The sequence below is a fragment of the Bradyrhizobium sp. WD16 genome (genome assembly GCF_024181725.1).
GTDB lineage: Bacteria > Pseudomonadota > Alphaproteobacteria > Rhizobiales > Xanthobacteraceae > Bradyrhizobium_A.
Window position 1 is genome coordinate 1,176,067 of sequence record NZ_CP028908.1, and the last position, 18,491, is coordinate 1,194,557.

General features: G+C 64.6%; 16 protein-coding genes, 1 tRNA gene and 1 pseudogene. 5 read left to right on the forward strand and 13 right to left on the reverse strand.

Annotated features, from left to right (window positions below; genetic code table 11):
* Window positions 1-12: 12 nt before the first annotated feature.
* The 3 genes from DB459_RS05490 to DB459_RS05500 are packed head-to-tail and all read right to left on the reverse strand — an operon-like array spanning window position 13 to window position 4,792.
* Window positions 13-1,563, reverse strand: a complete 1,551-nt coding sequence (locus DB459_RS05490) for a SpoVR family protein (RefSeq protein WP_253711916.1) — start codon at window positions 1,561-1,563, stop codon at window positions 13-15.
* The gene (locus DB459_RS05495; RefSeq protein ID WP_253711917.1) at window positions 1,560-2,828 is read right to left on the reverse strand and encodes a YeaH/YhbH family protein; all 1,269 of its coding nucleotides are present in this window, start codon (window positions 2,826-2,828) and stop codon (window positions 1,560-1,562) included. The genes DB459_RS05490 and DB459_RS05495 overlap by 4 nt, the downstream gene beginning before the upstream one ends.
* 20 nt (window positions 2,829-2,848) lie before the next feature.
* Entirely contained in the window at window positions 2,849-4,792 is a 1,944-nt protein-coding gene (locus tag DB459_RS05500) for a PrkA family serine protein kinase (RefSeq protein WP_253711918.1), read from the reverse strand.
* 539 nt (window positions 4,793-5,331) lie between these two features.
* Between DB459_RS05500 and DB459_RS05505 the strand changes: the two genes are divergently transcribed.
* Window positions 5,332-6,213, forward strand: a complete 882-nt coding sequence (locus DB459_RS05505) for an MBL fold metallo-hydrolase (protein WP_253711919.1) — start codon at window positions 5,332-5,334, stop codon at window positions 6,211-6,213.
* Between the two features lie 36 nt (window positions 6,214-6,249).
* Here the strand turns inward: DB459_RS05505 and DB459_RS05510 are convergent, their stop codons facing one another.
* From DB459_RS05510 to DB459_RS05540, 7 genes are all read right to left on the reverse strand, one after another.
* Complete coding sequence (locus DB459_RS05510; RefSeq protein ID WP_253711920.1) at window positions 6,250-7,560, reverse strand: AAA-associated domain-containing protein; 1,311 nt, start codon at window positions 7,558-7,560, stop codon at window positions 6,250-6,252.
* 14 nt (window positions 7,561-7,574) lie between these two features.
* Complete coding sequence (locus DB459_RS05515; protein WP_253711921.1) at window positions 7,575-9,308, reverse strand: ABC transporter permease subunit; 1,734 nt, start codon at window positions 9,306-9,308, stop codon at window positions 7,575-7,577.
* Window positions 9,309-9,483: 175 nt separating this feature from the next.
* The gene (locus DB459_RS05520) at window positions 9,484-10,065 is read right to left on the reverse strand and encodes a TetR/AcrR family transcriptional regulator (RefSeq protein ID WP_256519387.1); all 582 of its coding nucleotides are present in this window, start codon (window positions 10,063-10,065) and stop codon (window positions 9,484-9,486) included.
* A gap of 171 nt (window positions 10,066-10,236) precedes the next feature.
* Entirely contained in the window at window positions 10,237-10,566 is a 330-nt protein-coding gene (locus DB459_RS05525; RefSeq protein ID WP_253711923.1) for a hypothetical protein, read from the reverse strand.
* Window positions 10,567-10,669: 103 nt separating this feature from the next.
* Entirely contained in the window at window positions 10,670-10,978 is a 309-nt protein-coding gene (locus tag DB459_RS05530; protein ID WP_253711924.1) for a hypothetical protein, read from the reverse strand.
* Window positions 10,979-11,167: 189 nt separating this feature from the next.
* Window positions 11,168-12,994, reverse strand: coding sequence for a long-chain fatty acid--CoA ligase (locus DB459_RS05535; RefSeq protein WP_253713432.1), 1,827 nt, complete (start codon window positions 12,992-12,994; stop codon window positions 11,168-11,170).
* A 221-nt stretch (window positions 12,995-13,215) separates the two neighbouring features.
* Entirely contained in the window at window positions 13,216-13,818 is a 603-nt protein-coding gene (locus DB459_RS05540) for a hypothetical protein (RefSeq protein WP_253711925.1), read from the reverse strand.
* On the opposite strand from DB459_RS05540, the gene DB459_RS05545 reads away from it, so the two are divergent.
* The 3 genes and pseudogenes from DB459_RS05545 to DB459_RS05555 form a co-directional block, all read left to right on the forward strand.
* Window positions 13,805-14,095: a hypothetical protein gene (locus tag DB459_RS05545; protein ID WP_253711926.1), complete on the forward strand. Its 291-nt coding sequence runs from the start codon at window positions 13,805-13,807 to the stop codon at window positions 14,093-14,095. The genes DB459_RS05540 and DB459_RS05545 overlap by 14 nt on opposite strands.
* A 15-nt stretch (window positions 14,096-14,110) precedes the next feature.
* Window positions 14,111-14,275: an antitoxin MazE family protein gene (locus DB459_RS05550; RefSeq protein WP_253713433.1), complete on the forward strand. Its 165-nt coding sequence runs from the start codon at window positions 14,111-14,113 to the stop codon at window positions 14,273-14,275.
* Window positions 14,272-14,534: pseudogene (locus DB459_RS05555) on the forward strand (type II toxin-antitoxin system PemK/MazF family toxin); the annotation flags it as partial. The gene DB459_RS05550 and the pseudogene DB459_RS05555, both read left to right, overlap by 4 nt.
* Before the next feature lie 645 nt (window positions 14,535-15,179).
* On the opposite strand, the gene DB459_RS05560 reads toward DB459_RS05555, so the two are convergent.
* A tRNA-Ser gene (locus tag DB459_RS05560) sits at window positions 15,180-15,269 on the reverse strand.
* A 218-nt stretch (window positions 15,270-15,487) separates the two neighbouring features.
* Between DB459_RS05560 and DB459_RS05565 the strand changes: the two genes are divergently transcribed.
* Window positions 15,488-15,727, forward strand: a complete 240-nt coding sequence (locus DB459_RS05565; protein WP_253711927.1) for a sulfurtransferase TusA family protein — start codon at window positions 15,488-15,490, stop codon at window positions 15,725-15,727.
* 132 nt (window positions 15,728-15,859) lie between these two features.
* Here DB459_RS05565 and DB459_RS05570 read toward each other — a convergent pair whose 3' ends face one another.
* On the reverse strand, window positions 15,860-17,311 hold the full coding sequence (locus DB459_RS05570) for a trehalose-6-phosphate synthase (protein ID WP_253713434.1): 1,452 nt from the start codon (window positions 17,309-17,311) through the stop codon (window positions 15,860-15,862).
* Between the two features lie 364 nt (window positions 17,312-17,675).
* On the reverse strand, window positions 17,676-18,482 hold the full coding sequence (otsB, locus tag DB459_RS05575) for a trehalose-phosphatase (RefSeq protein WP_371926957.1): 807 nt from the start codon (window positions 18,480-18,482) through the stop codon (window positions 17,676-17,678).
* Window positions 18,483-18,491: the final 9 nt, after the last annotated feature.

Consider the following 18,491-nt stretch of genomic DNA (forward strand, 5'->3'; position numbering starts at 1 on the left):
GCGATCCGACCCTCAGGCCGCGACGGCGATCTTGCGCGGACTTGCGCCATGCTCCTTCAGCACCGTCTCGGTGGTGTCGACCTCCTGGAGCGAAACGTCGTAGCTCCAGAGGTCGGCGAGATGCTGCAGCACCAGCCGCGCGTCCGATTCATTGAGCAGCCCCCCATTTACAACGCGATGTCGCAGGAGAAGGCGGCGGTCGCCGGCGAGATCGACGTCCACCACCTCGATATTGGCTTCGGTGAGCCCGATATCATACTGCCGGGCCAACTCGCGGCGGATCCGGCGATAGCCGCGCTCGTCGTGGATCGCGGCGACGCGAATGCCGTCGCTGTCGGCCGGATCATCATGAAGATGGAACAGCCGCAGCTGCCGGATCAGCCGCGGGCTGAGGAACTGGCTGATAAAGCTCTCGTCGCGATAATTGGCCCAGATGTCGCGCAGCACGCCCATGGCGTCGCCCCTGCCCGCGATCTCCGGGAACCAGTCGCGATCCTCCTGCTCCGGCTCGGTGACGATGCGCTCGATGTCGCGCATCATGCCGAAACCCAGCGCATAGGGATTGAAACCGGAAAAGCGCGGATCGTCAAAGCCCGGCTGGAACACCACATTGGTGTGGGACTGCAGGAACTCCAGGAAATTGCCGTCGGTCAGCCGGCCCTGCTCGTGCAGCCGGTTCATGATCCGGTAATGCACATAGGTCGCGGTCCCCTCGTTCATGACCTTGGTCATGCCCTGGGGATAGAAATACTGGGCGATATGGCGCACGATGCGCAGCAATTCGCGCTGCCAGGCCTGCAGCCGCGGCGCCGACTTCTCCAGAAAATACAGGATGTTTTCCTGCGGCAGGCCGAGCATCGCCCGTCGCCGGTCGATGCTGAGCTCGGACGCCGTCTTGCCGGGGCCGGTGGGCACGGTGCGCCAGATCAGTTCGTTGAAGGCACGCTCCTGGTGGGTGCGCCGCTCCTGCTCCTTCTTTTCCTCGGCGCGCAGGTCCGGGGTCTTCTTGCCGGGATAGCGGAAGACGCCGTGGGACATCAGTGCATGGGCGGCGTCGAGCGTACGCTCGACCGCCAGCTGACCGTGATGCTCCTCGCATTGCGCGATGTAGCTCTTGGCGAAGTTCAGGTAGTCGAGGATGCCCTCCGCGTCGGTCCACTGCCGGAACAGGTAATTGTTCTTGAAGAAATGGTTGTGGCCGAAGGCTGCGTGGGCGATCACCAGCGTCTGCATCGTCGCCGTGTTCTCCTCCATCAGATAGGAGATGCAGGGCGAGGAGTTGATGACGATCTCGTAGGCGAGGCCCATCAGGCCCTTGCGGTAGAACGCCTCCTGGTGGGCGAAGTGCTTGCCGAAGGACCAGTGCTTGTAGAACAGCGGCATGCCGACCGACGAATAGGCGTCGAGCATCTGTTCGGCGGTGATCACCTCGATCTGGTTGGGATAGACATCGAGACCGAGCTCCTTGAGAGCGATCTGCTCGCAAGCCTCGTGGATGCGCTGCAGGTCGGGGAAATCCCAGTCGGCGCCGACGAACAGGGGACCGGACGCAAGGTGACTCACGGGGCGGCCTTCTCGTTGTTGCGACGACGCTGGAACAGATCGTGGAAGACCGGGAAGATCTCGCTGCGTTCGCTGACCTTGCGCATGGAGAGCGGAGCGCCATCGGACTGAAGGCGCTGATACAGCGTCCACAGCGACGAATCCGGCATATTGACGAAGCCGCCGGGCTCGGAGACCTCGAGATAGGCGAAGTACTGGGTGACCGGCAGGATAAAGTCGCGCAGGATGCGCCCGGTCGTCTCGCCGTCGGAATAGGAATTATCTCCGTCGGAGCTCTGCGCCGCGTAGATATTCCAGTCCGACGGACGATAGCGCGTACGGAGGATGTCGTGCATCGCCTGCAGCGCGCTCGACACCAGCGTGCCGCCCGAGGCCGGACCGCGAAAGAAGGTCTCCTCGTCCACCTCCTCGGCTCGGTCGGTGTGACGGATGAAGACGATCTCGACATGGCGATAGCGCCGCGTGAGAAAGATGTAGAGCAGCATGTAGAAGCGCTTGGCGAGGTCCTTCATGTGCTCGGACATCGAGCCCGACACGTCCATCAGGCAGAACATCACCGCCTGGGCGATCGGCTTCGGCACCGTCTCGAATCGACGATAGCGGATGTCGATCGGATCGATGAAGGGGATGCGCTTGACCTTGGCCTTCATCGATTCGATCTGGGCCAGCAGCTGCGCTCGCTCGCCCTCGTCGCAGGTCTCGAGCCTCGCCTCGAGCTCTTCGATATCCTCCGGCCGAGGGCGCCTGAGGGCAACGCGTCGCGCCAGCGCCAGGCGGACCGTGCGACTGACTGAAAGATTGGCAGGCGAGCCGCTCACGGCATAGCCGGCACGGCGCAACCCCTCGTGCTCGGCCTCCGCGAGGCTGCGCTTGGCGAGGTCGGGTAATTCGAGATCGTCGAGGAAGAGATCGAGGAATTCCTCGCGGGTCAGCACGAAGCGGAAGGCGTCCTCGCTGTCGCCTTCGCCGGGCTCCTGCGGCCTGCCGCCGGATTCGCCGGAGCGTGGCAGCACGTCGCCCTCGATGAATTCCTTGTTGCCGGGCAGGATGAGATCGCGCTTGCCGGAACCACGCCGCAGCCGGGGCTCGTGGGTGCCGTCGAGGGGGATCGAAACCTCCCCGCCCTCCATGACGTCACGGATGCCGCGACTCTGCGAGGTATCCTTGACCGCGCGCTGGACCAATGCCTTGGCGCGACGCAGGAAACGCTGCCGGTTTTCCAGACTCTTGCTGCTCGGATTCAGCCGACGATCAACGATGTACATTGCGGCCTTCCGCAGTCGCCTTAACCGGCCTGTTTCACCCGCATATACCACTCCACCAACCGGCGGACCTGGCGCTCGGTATAGCCGCGCGCCACCATGCGCGCGACGAACTCACCGTGCTTCTTCTCGGTCTCGCCGTCCTTCTTCGAGCCGAAGGAGATGACCGGCAGCAGATCCTCGACCTGGGAGAAGATGCGCTTCTCGATCACCTCGCGGATCTTCTCGTAGCTCGTCCAGGCCGGATTCTTGCCGCCGTTCTGGGCTCGCGAACGCAGCGAGAATTTGACGATCTCGTTGCGGAAGTCCTTGGGGTTGGCGATGCCGGCCGGCTTCTCGATCTTGGTCAGTTCCTGATTGATGAGTTCGCGGTTGAGCAGCTGCCCGGTGTCGGGGTCCTTGAAGTCCTGATCCTCGATCCAGGCGTCGGCATAGTCGACATAGCGGTCGAACAGGTTCTGGCCGTATTCGGAATACGATTCCAGATACGCCTTCTGGATTTCATGGCCGATGAATTCGGCATAGCGCGGCACCAGCTCCGCCTTGATGAATTCGAGATAACGTTTCTCGGTCTCCTCGGCGAGCTGCTCGCGCCGGATCGCCTGCTCCAGCGTATACATCAGATGGACCGGATCGGCGGCGATCTCGGCGGTGTCGTGATTGAAGGTTGCCGACAGCACCTTGAAGGCGAAACGGGTGGAAGCCCCGTCCATGCCCTCGTCGACGCCGGCCGCATCCTTGTATTCCTGGACGCTGCGCGCCTTGGGATCGGATTCCTTCAGGCTTTCGCCGTCATAAACCCTCATCTTGGCGAACAGCGTCGAATTCTCGTGCCTGCGCAGCCGCGACGTCACCGTGAATCGGGCCAGGGTTTCCAGCGTCGACGGCGCGCAAGGCGCGCTGGCGAGCTCCGAGTTCTGGATCAGCTTTTCGTAGATCTTCTGCTCCTCGGTGACCCGCAGGCAGTACGGCACCTTGATGACGCAGATCCGATCGATAAAGGCCTCGTTGTTCTTGTTGGCCTTGAAGCTCTGCCATTCGGCCTCGTTGGAATGCGCGAGAATGATGCCGCTGAAGGGGATCGCGCCGATGTTTTCCGTGCCGATATAGTTGCCCTCCTGTGTCGCCGTCAGCAGCGGATGCAGCATCTTGATCGGCGCCTTGAACATCTCGACGAATTCCAGGATGCCCTGGTTGGCACGATTGAGACCGCCGGAATAGCTATAGGCGTCAGGATCGTTCTGGGCATAGGTCTCGAGCTTGCGGATGTCCACCTTGCCGACCAGCGAGGAGATGTCCTGGTTGTTCTCGTCGCCCGGCTCGGTCTTCGCGATCGCGATCTGGCGCAGGCGCGACGGCTGGATCTTGGCGACGCGGAAGCGGGAGATGTCACCGCCGAAGGATTCGAGCCGCTTGTAGCACCACGGGCTCATCAGCCCGGAAAGACGGCGCCGCGGAACATTGTAGCGCTCCTCCAGCATCGAGCCGAAGGTCTCGGGATCGAACAGATTGAGCGGGCTTTCGAAAACCGGGCTGAGATCATCGCCGGCCTTGAGCACATAGATCGGATGCTCCTCCATCAGCGACTTCAATCGCTCGGCGAGTGAAGACTTGCCGCCGCCGACCGGCCCCAGCAGGTAGAGAATCTGCTTGCGCTCTTCGAGGCCCTGCGCCGCATGCCGGAAGAACGAGACGATCCGCTCGATCGTCTCTTCCATGCCATGGAAGCCGGTGAAGGCCGGATAGACGCGAATGGTACGATTTAAAAAAATTCGGCCAAGGCGGGGGTCCTTGGCCGTGTCGATCATCTGAGGCTCACCGATCGCCGCTAGCAGTCGCTCCGCGGCGTTGGCATATCGCATGGGATCGTCGCGGCACGCCTCGAGATAGTCCGACATGGACATGTCCACTTCGCTGCGCGCTTCGTAGGATCGCGCAAACGCATTGAACAGGGAATCGTTGTACATCAGCCTTCTCCCTCACCCCGCGCCGGTGGCCGGTGCGGGTCGTCCGCGTAGCGGTCGAAGGGGCCGCACACGCTTGATGGCGAATCAGCAGCTCTCGGCTCAGTTCACACCCGCTCCTCGCGACTGCGCAACACCTGGATTGTGCAACCGCCTGAAAGAATATGCGGCAGTTGCAAAAAAGTTCAGCGCTTTGGACAGGAAGTCACACCGATGTGACCGGCCTAGCCTGATACCTCGAAATAAGCATTTGGAGGTTCGAAGGTTTCATCATCTGCCACAAAGGCGATTGGAAAGAACGGCGCACGCCGTTCATCTATGTTAAAAATGCGGGCGGACGGTCGCGGAAAGGTGAATGTTCCGCGCGACTCGCGCACAGCGCTGGGCGTCTTTAGCTCATTCCAACGTGAACGTGAACTGCCGCGGATCCGCGCGCCCCTCCGCCCTCTCGCAGGCGCGAAACGGCAACAGGGTTTGCTTTTCCGCTTTAGCGCTTTCTAATAGAAGGATTGCAGCGCACTGAACGATCGCGGGAGCACATCATGGCCGGCCGGGCAATCGTCGAAGGGTTCTTCGATCCCGCCACCAACACCATCAGCTATCTCGTCGCCTGTCCGGCGACGAAGCAGGCGGCGGTGATCGACCCCGTGCTCGACTACGATCCGAAATCGGGCGAGGTCGACGGCAGTTCGGTCGACGCCGTTCTCGCCGCCGCGGGCCGCCACGGCTATGAGATCGTCTGGGCGCTGGAGACCCATGCTCATGCCGACCATCTCTCCGGCGCCCCCTTGATCAAGGCCCGGACCGGGGCGCGGATCGGCATCGGCGAGCACATCAAGGATGTGCAACGCATCTTCCGGCCGATCTTCAACATGACCGACCTCAAGACCGACGGCAGCGACTTCGACCAGTTGTTCGCCGATGGCGAGCGCTTCGCCGTCGGCGATCTCGACGTCGAGGTCATGTATACGCCGGGTCATACGCCGGCCGATATCAGCTACCGGATCGGCGACACGGTCTTCGTCGGCGACACCCTGTTCATGCCCGATTACGGCACCGCCCGCACCGACTTCCCCGGCGGCGACGCACGCCAGCTCTACCGCTCGATCCAGCGCCTGCTGGCGCTGCCGCCGGAAACGCGGCTGTTCATGTGCCACGACTACAAGGCTCCGGGCCGCGACGCCTACGCCTGGGAGACGACCGTCGCGGCCGAGCGCGCCGGCAATGTCCATGTCGGCGCCGGCAAGAGCGAGGACGAATTCGTCGCCATGCGCAAGGAGCGCGATGCCACGCTGGCCGCGCCGCTGCTGCTGCTGCCTTCCATCCAGGTCAATATCCGCGCCGGCGCCTTTCCGCCGGCCGAGGACAACGGCGTTCGCTACCTGCGCATTCCTGTACGCTTCAAGGCCAACGCGGCGGCCTGACGGACCGGCCAGGCTGTGGGAACGCCGCGACATTTATCAGTTCGGATTTTCCAGGCTGAACGTTTCCGACTGCTCGTCATAGGCGAACAGCTCGGCGTAGCGGCCCCAGGAGACGATCGTCCTGAGCGTCTCGTCGGCATAGCTTTCGGACATGTAGTCCTCGAGCTCGTTGCGGAAGCGCGCCGCCGGCGCCGTATGCGAGGGCCGCTCGTCGAGCACGCGGCGGATCAGCCCGGTCAGCGGGACGTAGGCCGACAGGTGCTCGGCAAAGAGCTTCTTGCGGGCATCGGTATCGAGGGCGGCGAAGCGCCGGCCAGCTTCGGTGAGGGTGAGGTCACCTTCGCTCAACGTGGCGAAGCGCAGGAGTTGCAGGGCTTCGCCGAAATGAAACAGCTCGTCCGCCTCGAGGTGAAGCTGGCCGGCGAGAACCGGCAGGTCGGCGCGGCCACTATAGGGCGCCGCCGCCAGCGCCTCGATCAATCCGGACAGCACGTTGGACGAGACGTGATTGAGGATCACGCTGACGCCGGTGTTGAGATGGGCTTCGAGCGACGTCGATTTCGGCTCGGGGCGCTGTGTCATCCGCGCATAGATGCTGTCGACCAGTTGCCGGAAATTCGGATCGAGGCGGTTGCGCGGATGCGGCAGCTCGACCTTGATTTCCGCCGCGACGCGGCCCGGATTGGACGAGAACACCAGGATGCGGTCGCACATCAGCACTGCTTCCTCGATGTTATGGGTCACCATCAGGACCGACTTGATCGGCAGGCGACGCTCCATCCACAGATCGATCAGGTCGGTGCGCAGGGTCTCCGCAGTCAGGACGTCGAGCGCGGAAAACGGCTCGTCCATCAGCAGCAGGTCCGGATGAACCACCAGCGCCCGCGCGAAGCCGACACGCTGGCGCATGCCGCCGGACAGTTCCTTGGGATAGGCCGACTCGTAACCGTCGAGACCGATCAGGTCGATGGCGGCGATGGCGCGCTGGCGACGCTCGGCGCGGTCGATCCCCTGGGCGTCGAGCCCGAATTCGACATTCTCCAGCACCGTCAGCCAGGGAAACAGCGCGAAGGACTGGAACACCATGGCGACGCCCTGGGGCGGCCCATTGATAGGGCGGCCGCGGCAGGTCGCCGAGCCTTCTGAAGGATCGAGCAGGCCGGCGATGACGCGCAGCAGAGTCGACTTGCCCGAACCGGATCGGCCGAGCAAGCCGACGATCTCGCCGGACTTGATGGTGAGGTCGACGTTGTCGAGCACGAGCAGGTCCTCGCCGCTGCCCTTGGGAAAACGGCGGCAGACCTGGCGCACCTCGATCAGAGCTTCATTGGCGATGGTGGTCGGCATGCTCGTGGCTCCTGTCAGCCCAGGCGGAAGCGGCGCTCGCCGTAAGTGTAGAGCGGGCGCCAGACGAGGCGGTTGAACAGCGTGACGAAGATGCACATGATCGATACGCCAAGCACGACGCGGGGGAAGTCGCCGGCTTCGGTCGCCCTCGCGATATAGGAGCCGATGCCGGCGGCGCTGAGCCGCGTATCGCCCCAGGTGGCGACCTCGGCCACGATGCTGGCGTTCCATGAGCCGCCGGACGCAGTGATCGCGCCGGTGACGTAATAGGGAAAGATGCCGGGCAGCATTACGTCGCGCCACCACCGCCAGCCGCGGACGTGGAAGCTGCGCGCCGCCTCCTTGAGATCGCCCGGGAAGACGCTGGCGCCGGCGATGACGTTGAACAGGATGTACCATTGGGTGCCGAGGATCATCAGCGGCGACAGCCAGACGTCGGCATCCAGGCCATAATGGACGATGATGAAGACGAAGGCGGGAAAGGCGATGTTGGCGGGAAACGCGGCGAGGAATTGTGCCAGCGGCTGCACCAATTCGGCGAGGCGCGGCCGCAGGCCGACCCACACCCCGACCGGCACCCAGATCAGCGTCGCCAGCGCCATCAGGACGATAACGCGCAGCAGCGTCAGCACGGCGTCGCGCGCCGCCTCGCGGACATCGGCCAAGGTCAGCGTCGCGCCGACATAGTCCGCCGTCTTCCACACAGCAAAGAGGGCGCCGGCGACGACGAGGAGCAGCCAGATGGCGTCGATCAGGCGCGCCGTGCCCCTGCCCTCGAACGACAGTTCGAGCGCCGGCAGCCTCGGCAGCCGGATATCCAGCAGCGCGGTCAGGGCTCGGCGGATCGCCGCGGTCAATTCGCGCAACAGCCGGGTACGGCGGAACAGATCGAGCACCCAAGATCGCGGCGCGATCTCCGAGGCCGTCTGCTCGAAGCGAAACTTGTCGGCCCAGGCGACGATGGGACGAAACAGCAGCTGGTCATAGAGCAGGATGACGAACAGCATGGTGGCGAGCGCGTAGCCGACCGCCGCCAGATCGCGCTGCTGGATGGCGAGCGCGACATAGCCGCCGACGCCGGGCAGCGTGACCGTGGTGTTGCCGACGGTGATCGCCTCGGAGGCGACAACGAAGAACCAGCCGCCCGACATGGACATCATCATGTTCCAGATCAGGCCCGGCATGGCGAAGGGCACATCGAGGCGCCAGAAGCGCTGCCATGCCGACAGATGGAAACTGAGGGTGGCCTCTTCCAGGTCCTTGGGCACGCTGCGCAGGGACTGGTAGAAGCTGAACGTCATGTTCCAGGCCTGGCTGGTGAAGATCACGAAGATCGCCGCGAGCTCGGCGCCAAGGATGCGACCGGGAAACAGTCCCATGAAATAGACGACCGTGAAGGTGAGGAAGCCGAGGATCGGGACCGACTGCAGAATGTCCAGAACCGGAATCAGCACCATCTCAGCCCGGCGGCTTTTGGCCGCCAGGGTCGCATAGATCATGGTGAAGGCGAGCGAGCAGACGATGGCCGCCAGCATGCGCAGCACCGTGCGCAGCGCGTACAGCGGCAGATCGCGCGGATCGAGGCTGACCGGCGTGAGGTCGAGGGTCGTCAGCGGCAGAGTCGTCTGCTCGGCGCCATAGGCCAGCAAGGCAAGGGCGCCGATGATCAGAATCAGGGCCGCGATATCCCAGACATTCGGGGTCCAGCCGCGGCCGAGCGCCAGCGGCGAAATGGTCGGATGAGGCATGCAGGAACGTCCGGGGAATCCGCGGCGGGGACGGGAGAGGCCAGCCTCTGGCTACCCGATGCGATCGGGGTGTCAACCCTTCTTGCCGAGCCGCACCGCATGAAAACCACACCGGCGTGTTCGCGCTCCGTTTTATGACTATCAGATGACAATCGCGGTCCGAGAGTGACTACCGTCAGCGCGCCCTGACGCCATCGAGGAAGAGCTTGACGGCCGCCTGCCGCTGACCTTCCACGATCTTCGGATCCGCGGCGAGGCCGTGTAGCGCCATTCGCCATGTTTCCCCGACGACGAGATCGAGAAACATCGCCGCGGCCAGTTCCGGATCCTGGATATTGATCTTGCCCTGCTTGCTGAACTGCCGGAGCAGGGCAGCGATCGCATGCACCGCGCGCAGCCAGCCTTCCTCACGGGCCAGTTTAGCCAATTCGGGAAACTGCAGGGCCTGGGCCGCGACGATGCGGTTGAGGGCGGCACATTCGGGCAGCGCCGCGCTGCAAAGCATGTCGCGGCTGACCTGATGGAGGGTCGCCTCGACGTCCGAGTCCGGCACCAGTGCCTGCTGTTCAGCCGCCGCCGAAATTGGCGCCAGGCTACGGTGAACCATGTCTCTCAGCACCGCGCCGAAAAGCTCGCGCTTGTCGCGGTAACGCGCATAGAGAGTCGGTTTGCTGACGCCGGCCATTTCAGCGACGGCGTCCATGGTGGTCGCTTCGAATCCTCTGTCGATGAACAACCGCTTGGCGACTTCGAACAGCCGCGCATCGCGCCTGACCGCCTCTTCCCGGGTCGGCCGACCACCGCCGCGGCGCGATCGCGTCGACGTCTCCGGGAGATCAAGGTGCGGTCTGGTCACGTCGCTCGGCTCATCAGGACTAGCCTCATCGGAAGCGGCTCACGCCGCGGCTGCCCGCAACGCAGGTGGCAATCAATTTCCTCCCAGGATGCTCCTGTACTCGTCGAGCACACTCTGGACCCTGTAGCATTCGGATTCGTCCGCAGTGCTGTCGATCCAGCCGCGCTCCGGGATGAAGACCTTCGATGTCTTCAGGCCCTTGTCAAATCCGTCCTTCAGCCACCTTTTATTCCTGGCCGACAGGTACTTGTCCAGATCGGTCATGATCGTCGCGATCTGGCCCTGGCCGATCAGGTCGTGGCGCTCACAGGCCAGTCCCGCCGCGAAGAACGAGCCGGCGCTCAAAGACACCGGCCGCGTCATCTCCGCGGAGGATTCACCCAGCGACAACAGCAACACCACGATCGCCGTTCCGAGCAGGAGCAAGCCGGATCCGAACGCCGTTCGGGTTGCCGAACTCCGGGAGGAGCACGGCGAGTCAGACGCAGTTGGCATCATCGATCCTTCACCTGTCCGCTCCCTCCGGCCGCGACGGCGACAGGGCTGATCTGGCAAAGACCGGGCGCTCCGGCCGCGTTGCCGATCGCGCCGGCACATCGATTTTCTCCAGATAATTCCGATGCAGGGCCTGGATGGACTTTCGTTCGTCGAACTTCACGCGCAGGCTGCTCGGCAGCGCGCCGCGCGCCACCACCACCCCCTGCCGGTCACCGTATTTGGGATGCCGCGCGAGCCCCTGCGGGCTCATTCGCACCCGGTCCCCCGGACCGATTTCGTTGTCGGAGGCCCGGTCGCCGTCAGATTCATATCTCATCTGTCCCATCCCAGATCCGTCACGATGCGCAAGGCACAGCGCCGAATGGCACGGCAGCCAGCTTGCAGAAAATACATAAACTATACGGTTTAGTATTGTTATGCCAGCCAATTGCATAACTGATATGCAATAGAGTACTGGCGGCTGGCGAACGCCGAGGGGGGGGGGGGGGCGAGCCAGAGCCGAGGCTCAGCCCTGCGCTTGCGCCGCCGATCCCGCAGCCGTCACTGCCCCTTGCGGCCGCTTGGCGTAGAGGGCCGCGATCTCATCGGCGAAGCGACGCTCCAGAGCCCCCCGCTTGTTCTTCAGGGTTGGCGTCAGCAATCCCGCTTCGATGGTCCACGGCTCGGTCGACCACCACACCGCGCGGGGCGTCGCGTAGGCGGGGTACATCTTCACGGCGCCGGCGATCCGCTCGATCAGAAAAGCCGACTGCGCGGCGGATGGATCGCCGGCCATCACGGCGGCGGCCAGCCGGCTTCGTTCCGTTTCCCAGGCGCGCGGATTGAGCACGGCCAGCACCGCGAGAAACGGGCGGTCGTCGCCGACGACCATGGCCTGCTCGAACAGCGGATCGGCAAGGATCGCGGTCTCGAGATCGACCGGCCCGATCTTTTCGCCGGTCGACGTCACCAGAATGTCCTTGATCCTTCCGGTAATGAAGATCCGGCCATTCTCGAAGCGCGCCTGATCGCCACTGTGCAGCCAGCCATCGCCTCCTTTCACCCGCAGCGTCTCCTCGGGCTTGCCCCAGTAACCCATCATCACCGTGGCCCCCCAGATCAGGAGTTCCTGATCGTCGCTGAGTTTCACCTCAACGCCCTCCAGCGCCCGACCGACCGATCGCGGATCGTTGTCGTCCGGAAGATTGACACAGACCACCGGCGAGGTTTCGGTCATGCCGTAGCCCTGCAGCAGGTCGAGCCCCAGCGCGAGGAACAGGCGGATCACCGGTTCGGCGATCGGCGCACCGCCGCTGACGGCAAGACGCAGCCGTCCGCCGAACTCGCCCAGCACCTTGTCGGCGACCAGCGCTTTCAGCAGCGGCCAGGCGAGACGGTCGAACATCGATACGCGCGTTCGCTGCTGCCGCGCCTCAAAGCGGCGGCTTCCGACCGACAGCGTCAGGTCCAGCAGCGTGCGATCGAGGCGCCCCGCCCTCGCCCGATGCTCCATCACCTTGGCGTAGACCCGCTCGTAGATTCGCGGCACGGATACCAGCACCGTCGGCCGCACCTCCTTCAGATCCTCGGGAAGCAGGCGAACCGATCGCGCATAGGCGACGCAGCCGCCGGCAGCGATGGCGCCGTAATATCCGACGGTCCGCTCGAAGGTGTGCGACAGCGGCAGGAAAGAGAGCAGAACGTCATGCTCGCCGGTCAGCATGCGCCGGGCGCAGGCCTTGACGTCGGAGAGAATGTTGTCGTGGGAAAGCATCACGCCCTTCGGCCTGCCGGTGGTGCCGGAGGTGTAGACGATCGCTGCGAGATCATCGGGTCGAACCGCGACCTCTCTCGGCCTTGCGCCGGCTCCGGACTGCAGCCAGCTGTCGAGCGCCACGATGCGGCGGTCGTTCCCGGCGAGATCCGCAACGCCGTTGGTGGCGCAGACCACCCGCTTGAGCTGATCGCCGGGATCACCCGCCGCCAGAATAGACTGCCACCGCTCGACGGAATCGACCAGCAGCAGCGATGCGCCGCAGTCGCGCAGGATGTAGACGACGCTGTCGGGATTATCGACCGCATGCAGCGGCACCGGAACGTGACCGCGCGACAGCGCGGCCTGGTCCATGGCGATGTGCTCGATGCCGTTGGGCATCAGGATCGCGATCCGTGCGCCTCTCTCGAAGCCTTCCGCAGCGAGGGCATTTCGCCACGGCTCGCAATGTTCGTCGAACCCCTGCCAGGAAAACCGCGTCCACCGTCCGGCAGCCGGATCGAAGCGCCGATAGGCTTCCGCACGCGGCGTCTGCACCACGCGCCAATGCAGCAGTGCCGGCAAGGTCTCCACCTCCATCAGACCGGCGGGAAGCACCGCGTCTGGGGCGTGGGGCGAAGTCGACGGATCACTCAAGACGAAGTCCCTGTGGCCGTACCGGACGCAAGCCCGCCGCAGTCTCGCGCCGCTCGGCCGAACACCCGTCGCCGCCGGCACGGGCGGCGAGACGGCACAGCTATCCTGCGCGAGGGCGCCGATCAAGCCGCGGAGATCACGGCCGGACGCAGCGCGCCTCGTCCTCAGGCGCCCGGACGGGTGCGCTTGAGCGCATCCCACGCCGCCTGATTGGCGCGATCGAAGGCCGCACGGGATTCCGTCAGAGCGGCGTTGAGCGCCGCCCAGGATTCGGTCCCCGCCTGCTTCAGCTTCTGGAAATTGGCCTCCGCCTCGGATGCCTCGGCCTTCATCTGCGCAACGGTGGTGTCGAGATCGGCCCGGCGGTCGGCCGCGAAATCCGCCGCGGCGGCATTGAACTTGTCGGCCGCCTCGCGCCAAGCCTTCAGCTGGGCGGCCGCGACGTCCTGAAAAGTCGCCTGCTGCTGCTTGAGCTGCTGGCCGACGACGTCGACATAACGTTTGACCTCGGTCTGAAAGCCGTTCCACTCGGCTTCGAGCTGGGTCTTACCGCGCTCCCACGCGGCTTCGCCCGCCTGGGTCTGCTGCTTCAGGGTTTCGTCGAACTCGGCGCGCTTCTTGCGCAGATCGGCCATGAGCTGATCGGCAGCGGCGCGGGACTCGGCCTTGACCTCATTCGCCCTGCTTTCCAGCGACGCCAGCAGGGCGTCCATCTCGTCGATCCGCTCCTTGGCCCAGTTGAGATAGACATGCATGCTGCTGGCCATGATCGCCTCCGGTGTGACAAGGGAGGAATTCATTGGCACGGTCACACGTTCCGGGTTTGACGTGAATCAAGCAGAAGAACGCCGGCCCGCCCCCATGAACAATCATGGTGTCTCCCGCGCCGATCGCTGCCGTGGCATGGCCTTCTGTCTCGCCCTCGTCCCAGAACTGAATCGCTCCCTTGCCGAGTGGTTTCACGACAGGTTACATGTAACCTGTCCGAAGGACCGAGTCATGACATCGGCGAGAGGCGTCAAGCCCACCAAGGTGAAGGTTTAGGAACACCGCGCCCGACTGCGCGCCCAGGGCCTGCGGCCGATCCAGATCTGGGTGCCTGACGTGCGCGCCTCGTCCTTCCGGGCGGAGGCGCACAGGCAATCGCTGGCGGTGGCGGCGAGCGTCCATGCGGCCGAGGATCAGGCGTTCATCGACGCGGTCTCCGACCGGGATGATGAATGAGACGGGGGGAGATCCGGACCGTCTCCGGCGGCAAGGACGATGCGCGCAAGCCGCGCCCTGTCGTCATCGTGCAGGACGACTCCTTCGATGCGACCGACTCGATCATGATCTGCGCCTTCACCACCAATCCGACCGAAGCGCCCCTGTTCCGGCTGCTGGTAGAGCCGAACGAGCGCGACGGCTGCGCTCTCCCTCCCGGCGGATGGTGGACAAGATCACCACCGTCCCGAAGTCCAAGGTCGGCGAGAGGATCGGGCGGCTGGACGACGAGGACGTGGTCCGGCTCAACCAGGCCGTGATGGTGTTCGTCGGCCTGGCGGTGTCGCCGAGAACGGACCGGAAAGAGGAATGATGGGAAGCCCCGCGACCAAGGTGAATTCTGGCGCGGCGAAAACATGGGCTATTCTGCCCGTCCGGCGCCCGCGCGATACTGCGGAGATGCCCCGGCCGTCCTCGACCGAAGGCAGGAGCGATCCGAGCGCCAGCGCCAGCACATTGTCGAACTGAACAGGCGTGCGGCGGCTCCGAAGCGCGCCTTAAGCGCCTCGACGCCGCCATCGAGGCGGGCGTCGCCGATCTGGACGACCCGGCGCTCAAGGACAGGATCGACGGCCTCAAGGCCATCTGCGATCAGGCGAAGGCTGACGCCGAGCGAGCGCAGGCAATGCTTCAGAACTCAGGGAGCCGGGCGGTTACGCCGGAGATGCTCAGCAAGTTCGCCCGCGCCGCGCGCCAGCGTATCCGCCTTGAAGGTGGTGGCTATCGCCGCGACTATCCGCGCGCCCTCGCGCAGCGGGTCGAGGTCGATACCGGCGAGGTCAAGATTATGGGATCGAAGTCCCGGCTGCTTCAGGCGCTGGTGGCAGGCTCTGGCGTAAACGCGGTGCCCGCTTGGGGACTGAAATGGCGGAGAGAGCGGGATTCGAACCCGCGATACGGTTTCCCGTATACACACTTTCCAGGCGTGCGCCTTCAACCACTCGGCCACCTCTCCGTGCGCCCTGTCTAGGCGGGGTCTGGCGGGTTTTGCAAGAGACCACGGCAACCCGGCCCGATATTTCCACAACCCCATGATAAACAAGATTAATTTTCGTCCGCCCGACGAGGAGCCGCCGCGAGCTTGATTTTGCCGGCTATCCCGGCGACACCTGCAGCCAGTCCGCTCCGCCAACTTCCGCTCCGCCGAGCCCCGTCATCCGCCGCCGGTCAACGATGCCCTCCTCCGCCGCGCCCGAGATCGTGCTCGCCCTCCAGGGGCTGAAGTGCCCCCTGCCGGTCCTGCGCACCCGCAAGGCCCTCGGCCGGGTTCGCCGCGGCGCGGTCGTCATCGTCGAGTGCACCGATCCGCTGGCGGCCGTCGACATCCCGGCCCTGGTGCAGGAGACCGGCGATATCCTGGAAACCGCCGACCGCTCCGGCGAGGTGCTGAGCTTCCGCATCCGCAAGCGCTGAACGGGCCCGGCAACGGCCCGACCACAATGGTCACGTGTTCGTCGCTCAGGAATGCGGGATGGTGCCGCCGGAAGATCGCGACGCCTCGAACAGGTGCTGTGCGCCCTGCGCGGTGCGAATCAATCCGGTCGGTTACGGCATCCTGCCGGCGCCCATCGAATAGAGCGGCCGGACGGCGGGGATGTGGTAGTCGACGCGCTGGTTGCGGGCGCTGTGCGCCTCCTCCAGCGCGGCAACGAAATCGGTCGACCATTTCTGGATCGTGCCGCCGCGCAGTTTCTTCATCATGGCGTTCCAGCGCAGCGACCGCTCCGGCAGCGGCATGGCGACCGCGGTAGCGATCGCGCGTGCGACGGCGTCGATATCGTGCGGGTTGACCAGCAGCGCGGCATCGAGCTCGTTGGCAGCGCCGGCGAATTTGGACAGCACCAGCACGCCAGGGTCAGACGGATTCTGTGCGGCAACATATTCCTTGGCGACCAGATTCATGCCGTCGTGCAGCGGCGTGACGACGCCGACCTGGGCGACGCGATAGAAGCCGGCGAGCATGGTCTGACTGAAGCCCTTGCTGAGATAGCGGATCGGCGTCCAATCGACCTCGCCATGGCGGCCGTTGACGTCGGTGACCATCCGCGCCAGCTGGTTCTGCAACCTGCCATAGGCCTCGATGGTGCCGCGTGATGGCGTCGCGATCTGCAGCAGCGAAATGCACCGCTTGAGCTCGGGCCGGCGGGTGAAGAGATGGTCGAAGGCATCAATGCGGTTGACGAGACCCTTGGAGTAGTCGATGCGGTCGACGCCGATGGCGAGCTTGGCGCCATGCAGGCTCTGGCGCAGGCGCGTCACGTCGGGATGGGCCGCGGCGCGGGCGGCATGCTGGGTGAACCCCTCGACGTCGATCCCGATCGGGAAGACCGCGAGGCGCGACGCGCCGTAGCGCGAGACCACCACACCGTTCTGCACCGGCAGACGCATCTCGGTCTCGAGATAGGCGATGAAGTTGTCGCAATCCTCCTCGGTCTGAAAGCCGATGAGATCGTAGGCCAGCATGGCGCCGATCAGGTCGCGGTGGTTGGGCACTCCCAGCACGACCCCACGTTCCGGCCACGGCGTATGCAGAAAGAAACCGATCGGCTCGCGCACGCCGAGCTCGCGCAGCTCGGCGCCGAGCGCGAGGAAGTGGTAATCCTGGATCCAGAAGGCGCTGTCCGGCTTGCGGAAGCGCAACAGCGCCCGCGCCATGAAGGCATTCACCGAACGATACGAGGAATAATCCTCGGCGGCGACGCGGATCAGGTCGGGCCGCGAATGCAGCGCCGGCCACAGTGCCGAGTTGGCGAAACCTTCGTAGTAGCCGCCGTAGCAATCCGCCGGCAGATCGACCATGGCCAGTGCACCGTTACCGAGCGCCTCAATACGCGGAAACGGTTCCTTCTGCGCGCCGTCGCGAACGCGGCCGCTCGAACCGACCCAGATGGCGCCCGACTTCTCCACGACAGGAAGCAGCGCAGCTGCGAGCCCACCAGTCATCGGTTCGTTCGGTTTGATGCGCGCGACGCGGTTCGACACCACCACCAGATTCACAGGCCGCTCTCCGGATTTGTTCGCCAGATAAACCGCCATTCATCAATATGGTTCCTGAGCGGCACGGTGTTTCCTCCGGTGCATCGCCGTGACGAATTGATATCACGTGCGAAATTCACTCCCCCGGCGATCGGGCGCGCGGCTTCTACAAAGTAAAATTCACAAAGCCAGTGAAAGTCAGGCGTCGATGTGGCGACGCTGCGGCAACAGGAACCGGTGAATGATTGAGAAAAACTCCGGCCGTACCTGCGCGAAAATGCGCACCGGCTTTCCGATAAGATCACGCGGCATGAAAAGTTGGAGCGCGATTGCGTCGTGATTTGACGCTGTCGCGTCTGACGACGAGCGCGCAGCCGCGCGAGCCTCAGCTGGCACCCGTCGCCAATTGCTGCAGCCAGTTGCGCACGTGAGCCGGGCCCTCGAAATGCCCCGCGACTCCACGGGCAGGGCGTCCGACCGAAAAAGCAAAGCCGCGCAGATCCGGCATGATGTCGAACACAGTTTCGTCCGTGACATCGTCACCCAAGAATACTGGGGTACGCCCACGAAACGGCGACTGCGCCATCAGCGCCCGCACGCCGCTCGCCTTGTTGAATCCTGCCGGCTTGATCTCGCACACCGCCTTTCCAGGCAGCACCTCGATCGGCGCGTCGGGCAGGTCGGCGCGGAGCTGCGCCACCGCAGCGAAGATCGCATGCTCGGCATCCGGCGCCAGCCGGAAATGAAGCGCCAGCGAATAGCCCTTGTCCTCGAGCAGAATGCCGGGGCTGAGATCGGCGATCCTGGCGATGCGGCGCTTGAGATGAGCGTCGATCGGCGGCACCGGCGACGGCAGGCGATCGTCGCCTGCCGCGAGCCGCATCTCTGCGCCGTGGCCGCCGACGGCCGGATACTGCGCCGGCGCGAAAATCCGGTCGATATCGTCGATCGCACGCCCGCTCACCAGCGCCATCGCGCCGCCCGTGCGGGCCAACAGGCCCTGCATCGTCTCCGGCAAGTCATCGGGCACCACGACCTCGCTGGGCGTCGGCGCAAGCTCGAGCAGCGTACCGTCGATGTCGAGCAGCAGCGCGCAGTCGGCCAGCGGCGGAATCAGCGTGCTCATCACCGGCGCGGCGTCCCACGGCAACAATTGCGAGGTCGACAGCGCGGCGCCTCGTACGTCATCCATTCTCGATCT

Bases quoted from the DNA above. Each gene is read 5' to 3' on its own strand.
- DB459_RS05495 (WP_253711917.1), bottom strand. From the start codon at position 2,828: ATGTACATCGTTGATCGTCGGCTGAATCCGAGCAGCAAGAGTCTGGAA.
- DB459_RS05500 (WP_253711918.1), bottom strand. From the start codon at position 4,792: ATGTACAACGATTCCCTGTTCAATGCGTTTGCGCGATCCTACGAAGCG.
- DB459_RS05505 (WP_253711919.1), top strand. From the start codon at position 5,332: ATGGCCGGCCGGGCAATCGTCGAAGGGTTCTTCGATCCCGCCACCAAC.
- DB459_RS05510 (WP_253711920.1), bottom strand. From the start codon at position 7,560: ATGCCGACCACCATCGCCAATGAAGCTCTGATCGAGGTGCGCCAGGTC.
- DB459_RS05515 (WP_253711921.1), bottom strand. From the start codon at position 9,308: ATGCCTCATCCGACCATTTCGCCGCTGGCGCTCGGCCGCGGCTGGACC.
- DB459_RS05530 (WP_253711924.1), bottom strand. From the start codon at position 10,978: ATGAGATATGAATCTGACGGCGACCGGGCCTCCGACAACGAAATCGGT.
- DB459_RS05535 (WP_253713432.1), bottom strand. From the start codon at position 12,994: ATGGAGGTGGAGACCTTGCCGGCACTGCTGCATTGGCGCGTGGTGCAG.
- DB459_RS05545 (WP_253711926.1), top strand. From the start codon at position 13,805: ATGCTGCTGGCCATGATCGCCTCCGGTGTGACAAGGGAGGAATTCATT.
- DB459_RS05540 (WP_253711925.1), bottom strand. From the start codon at position 13,818: ATGGCCAGCAGCATGCATGTCTATCTCAACTGGGCCAAGGAGCGGATC.
- DB459_RS05565 (WP_253711927.1), top strand. From the start codon at position 15,488: ATGCCCTCCTCCGCCGCGCCCGAGATCGTGCTCGCCCTCCAGGGGCTG.
- otsB (WP_371926957.1), bottom strand. From the start codon at position 18,482: ATGGATGACGTACGAGGCGCCGCGCTGTCGACCTCGCAATTGTTGCCG.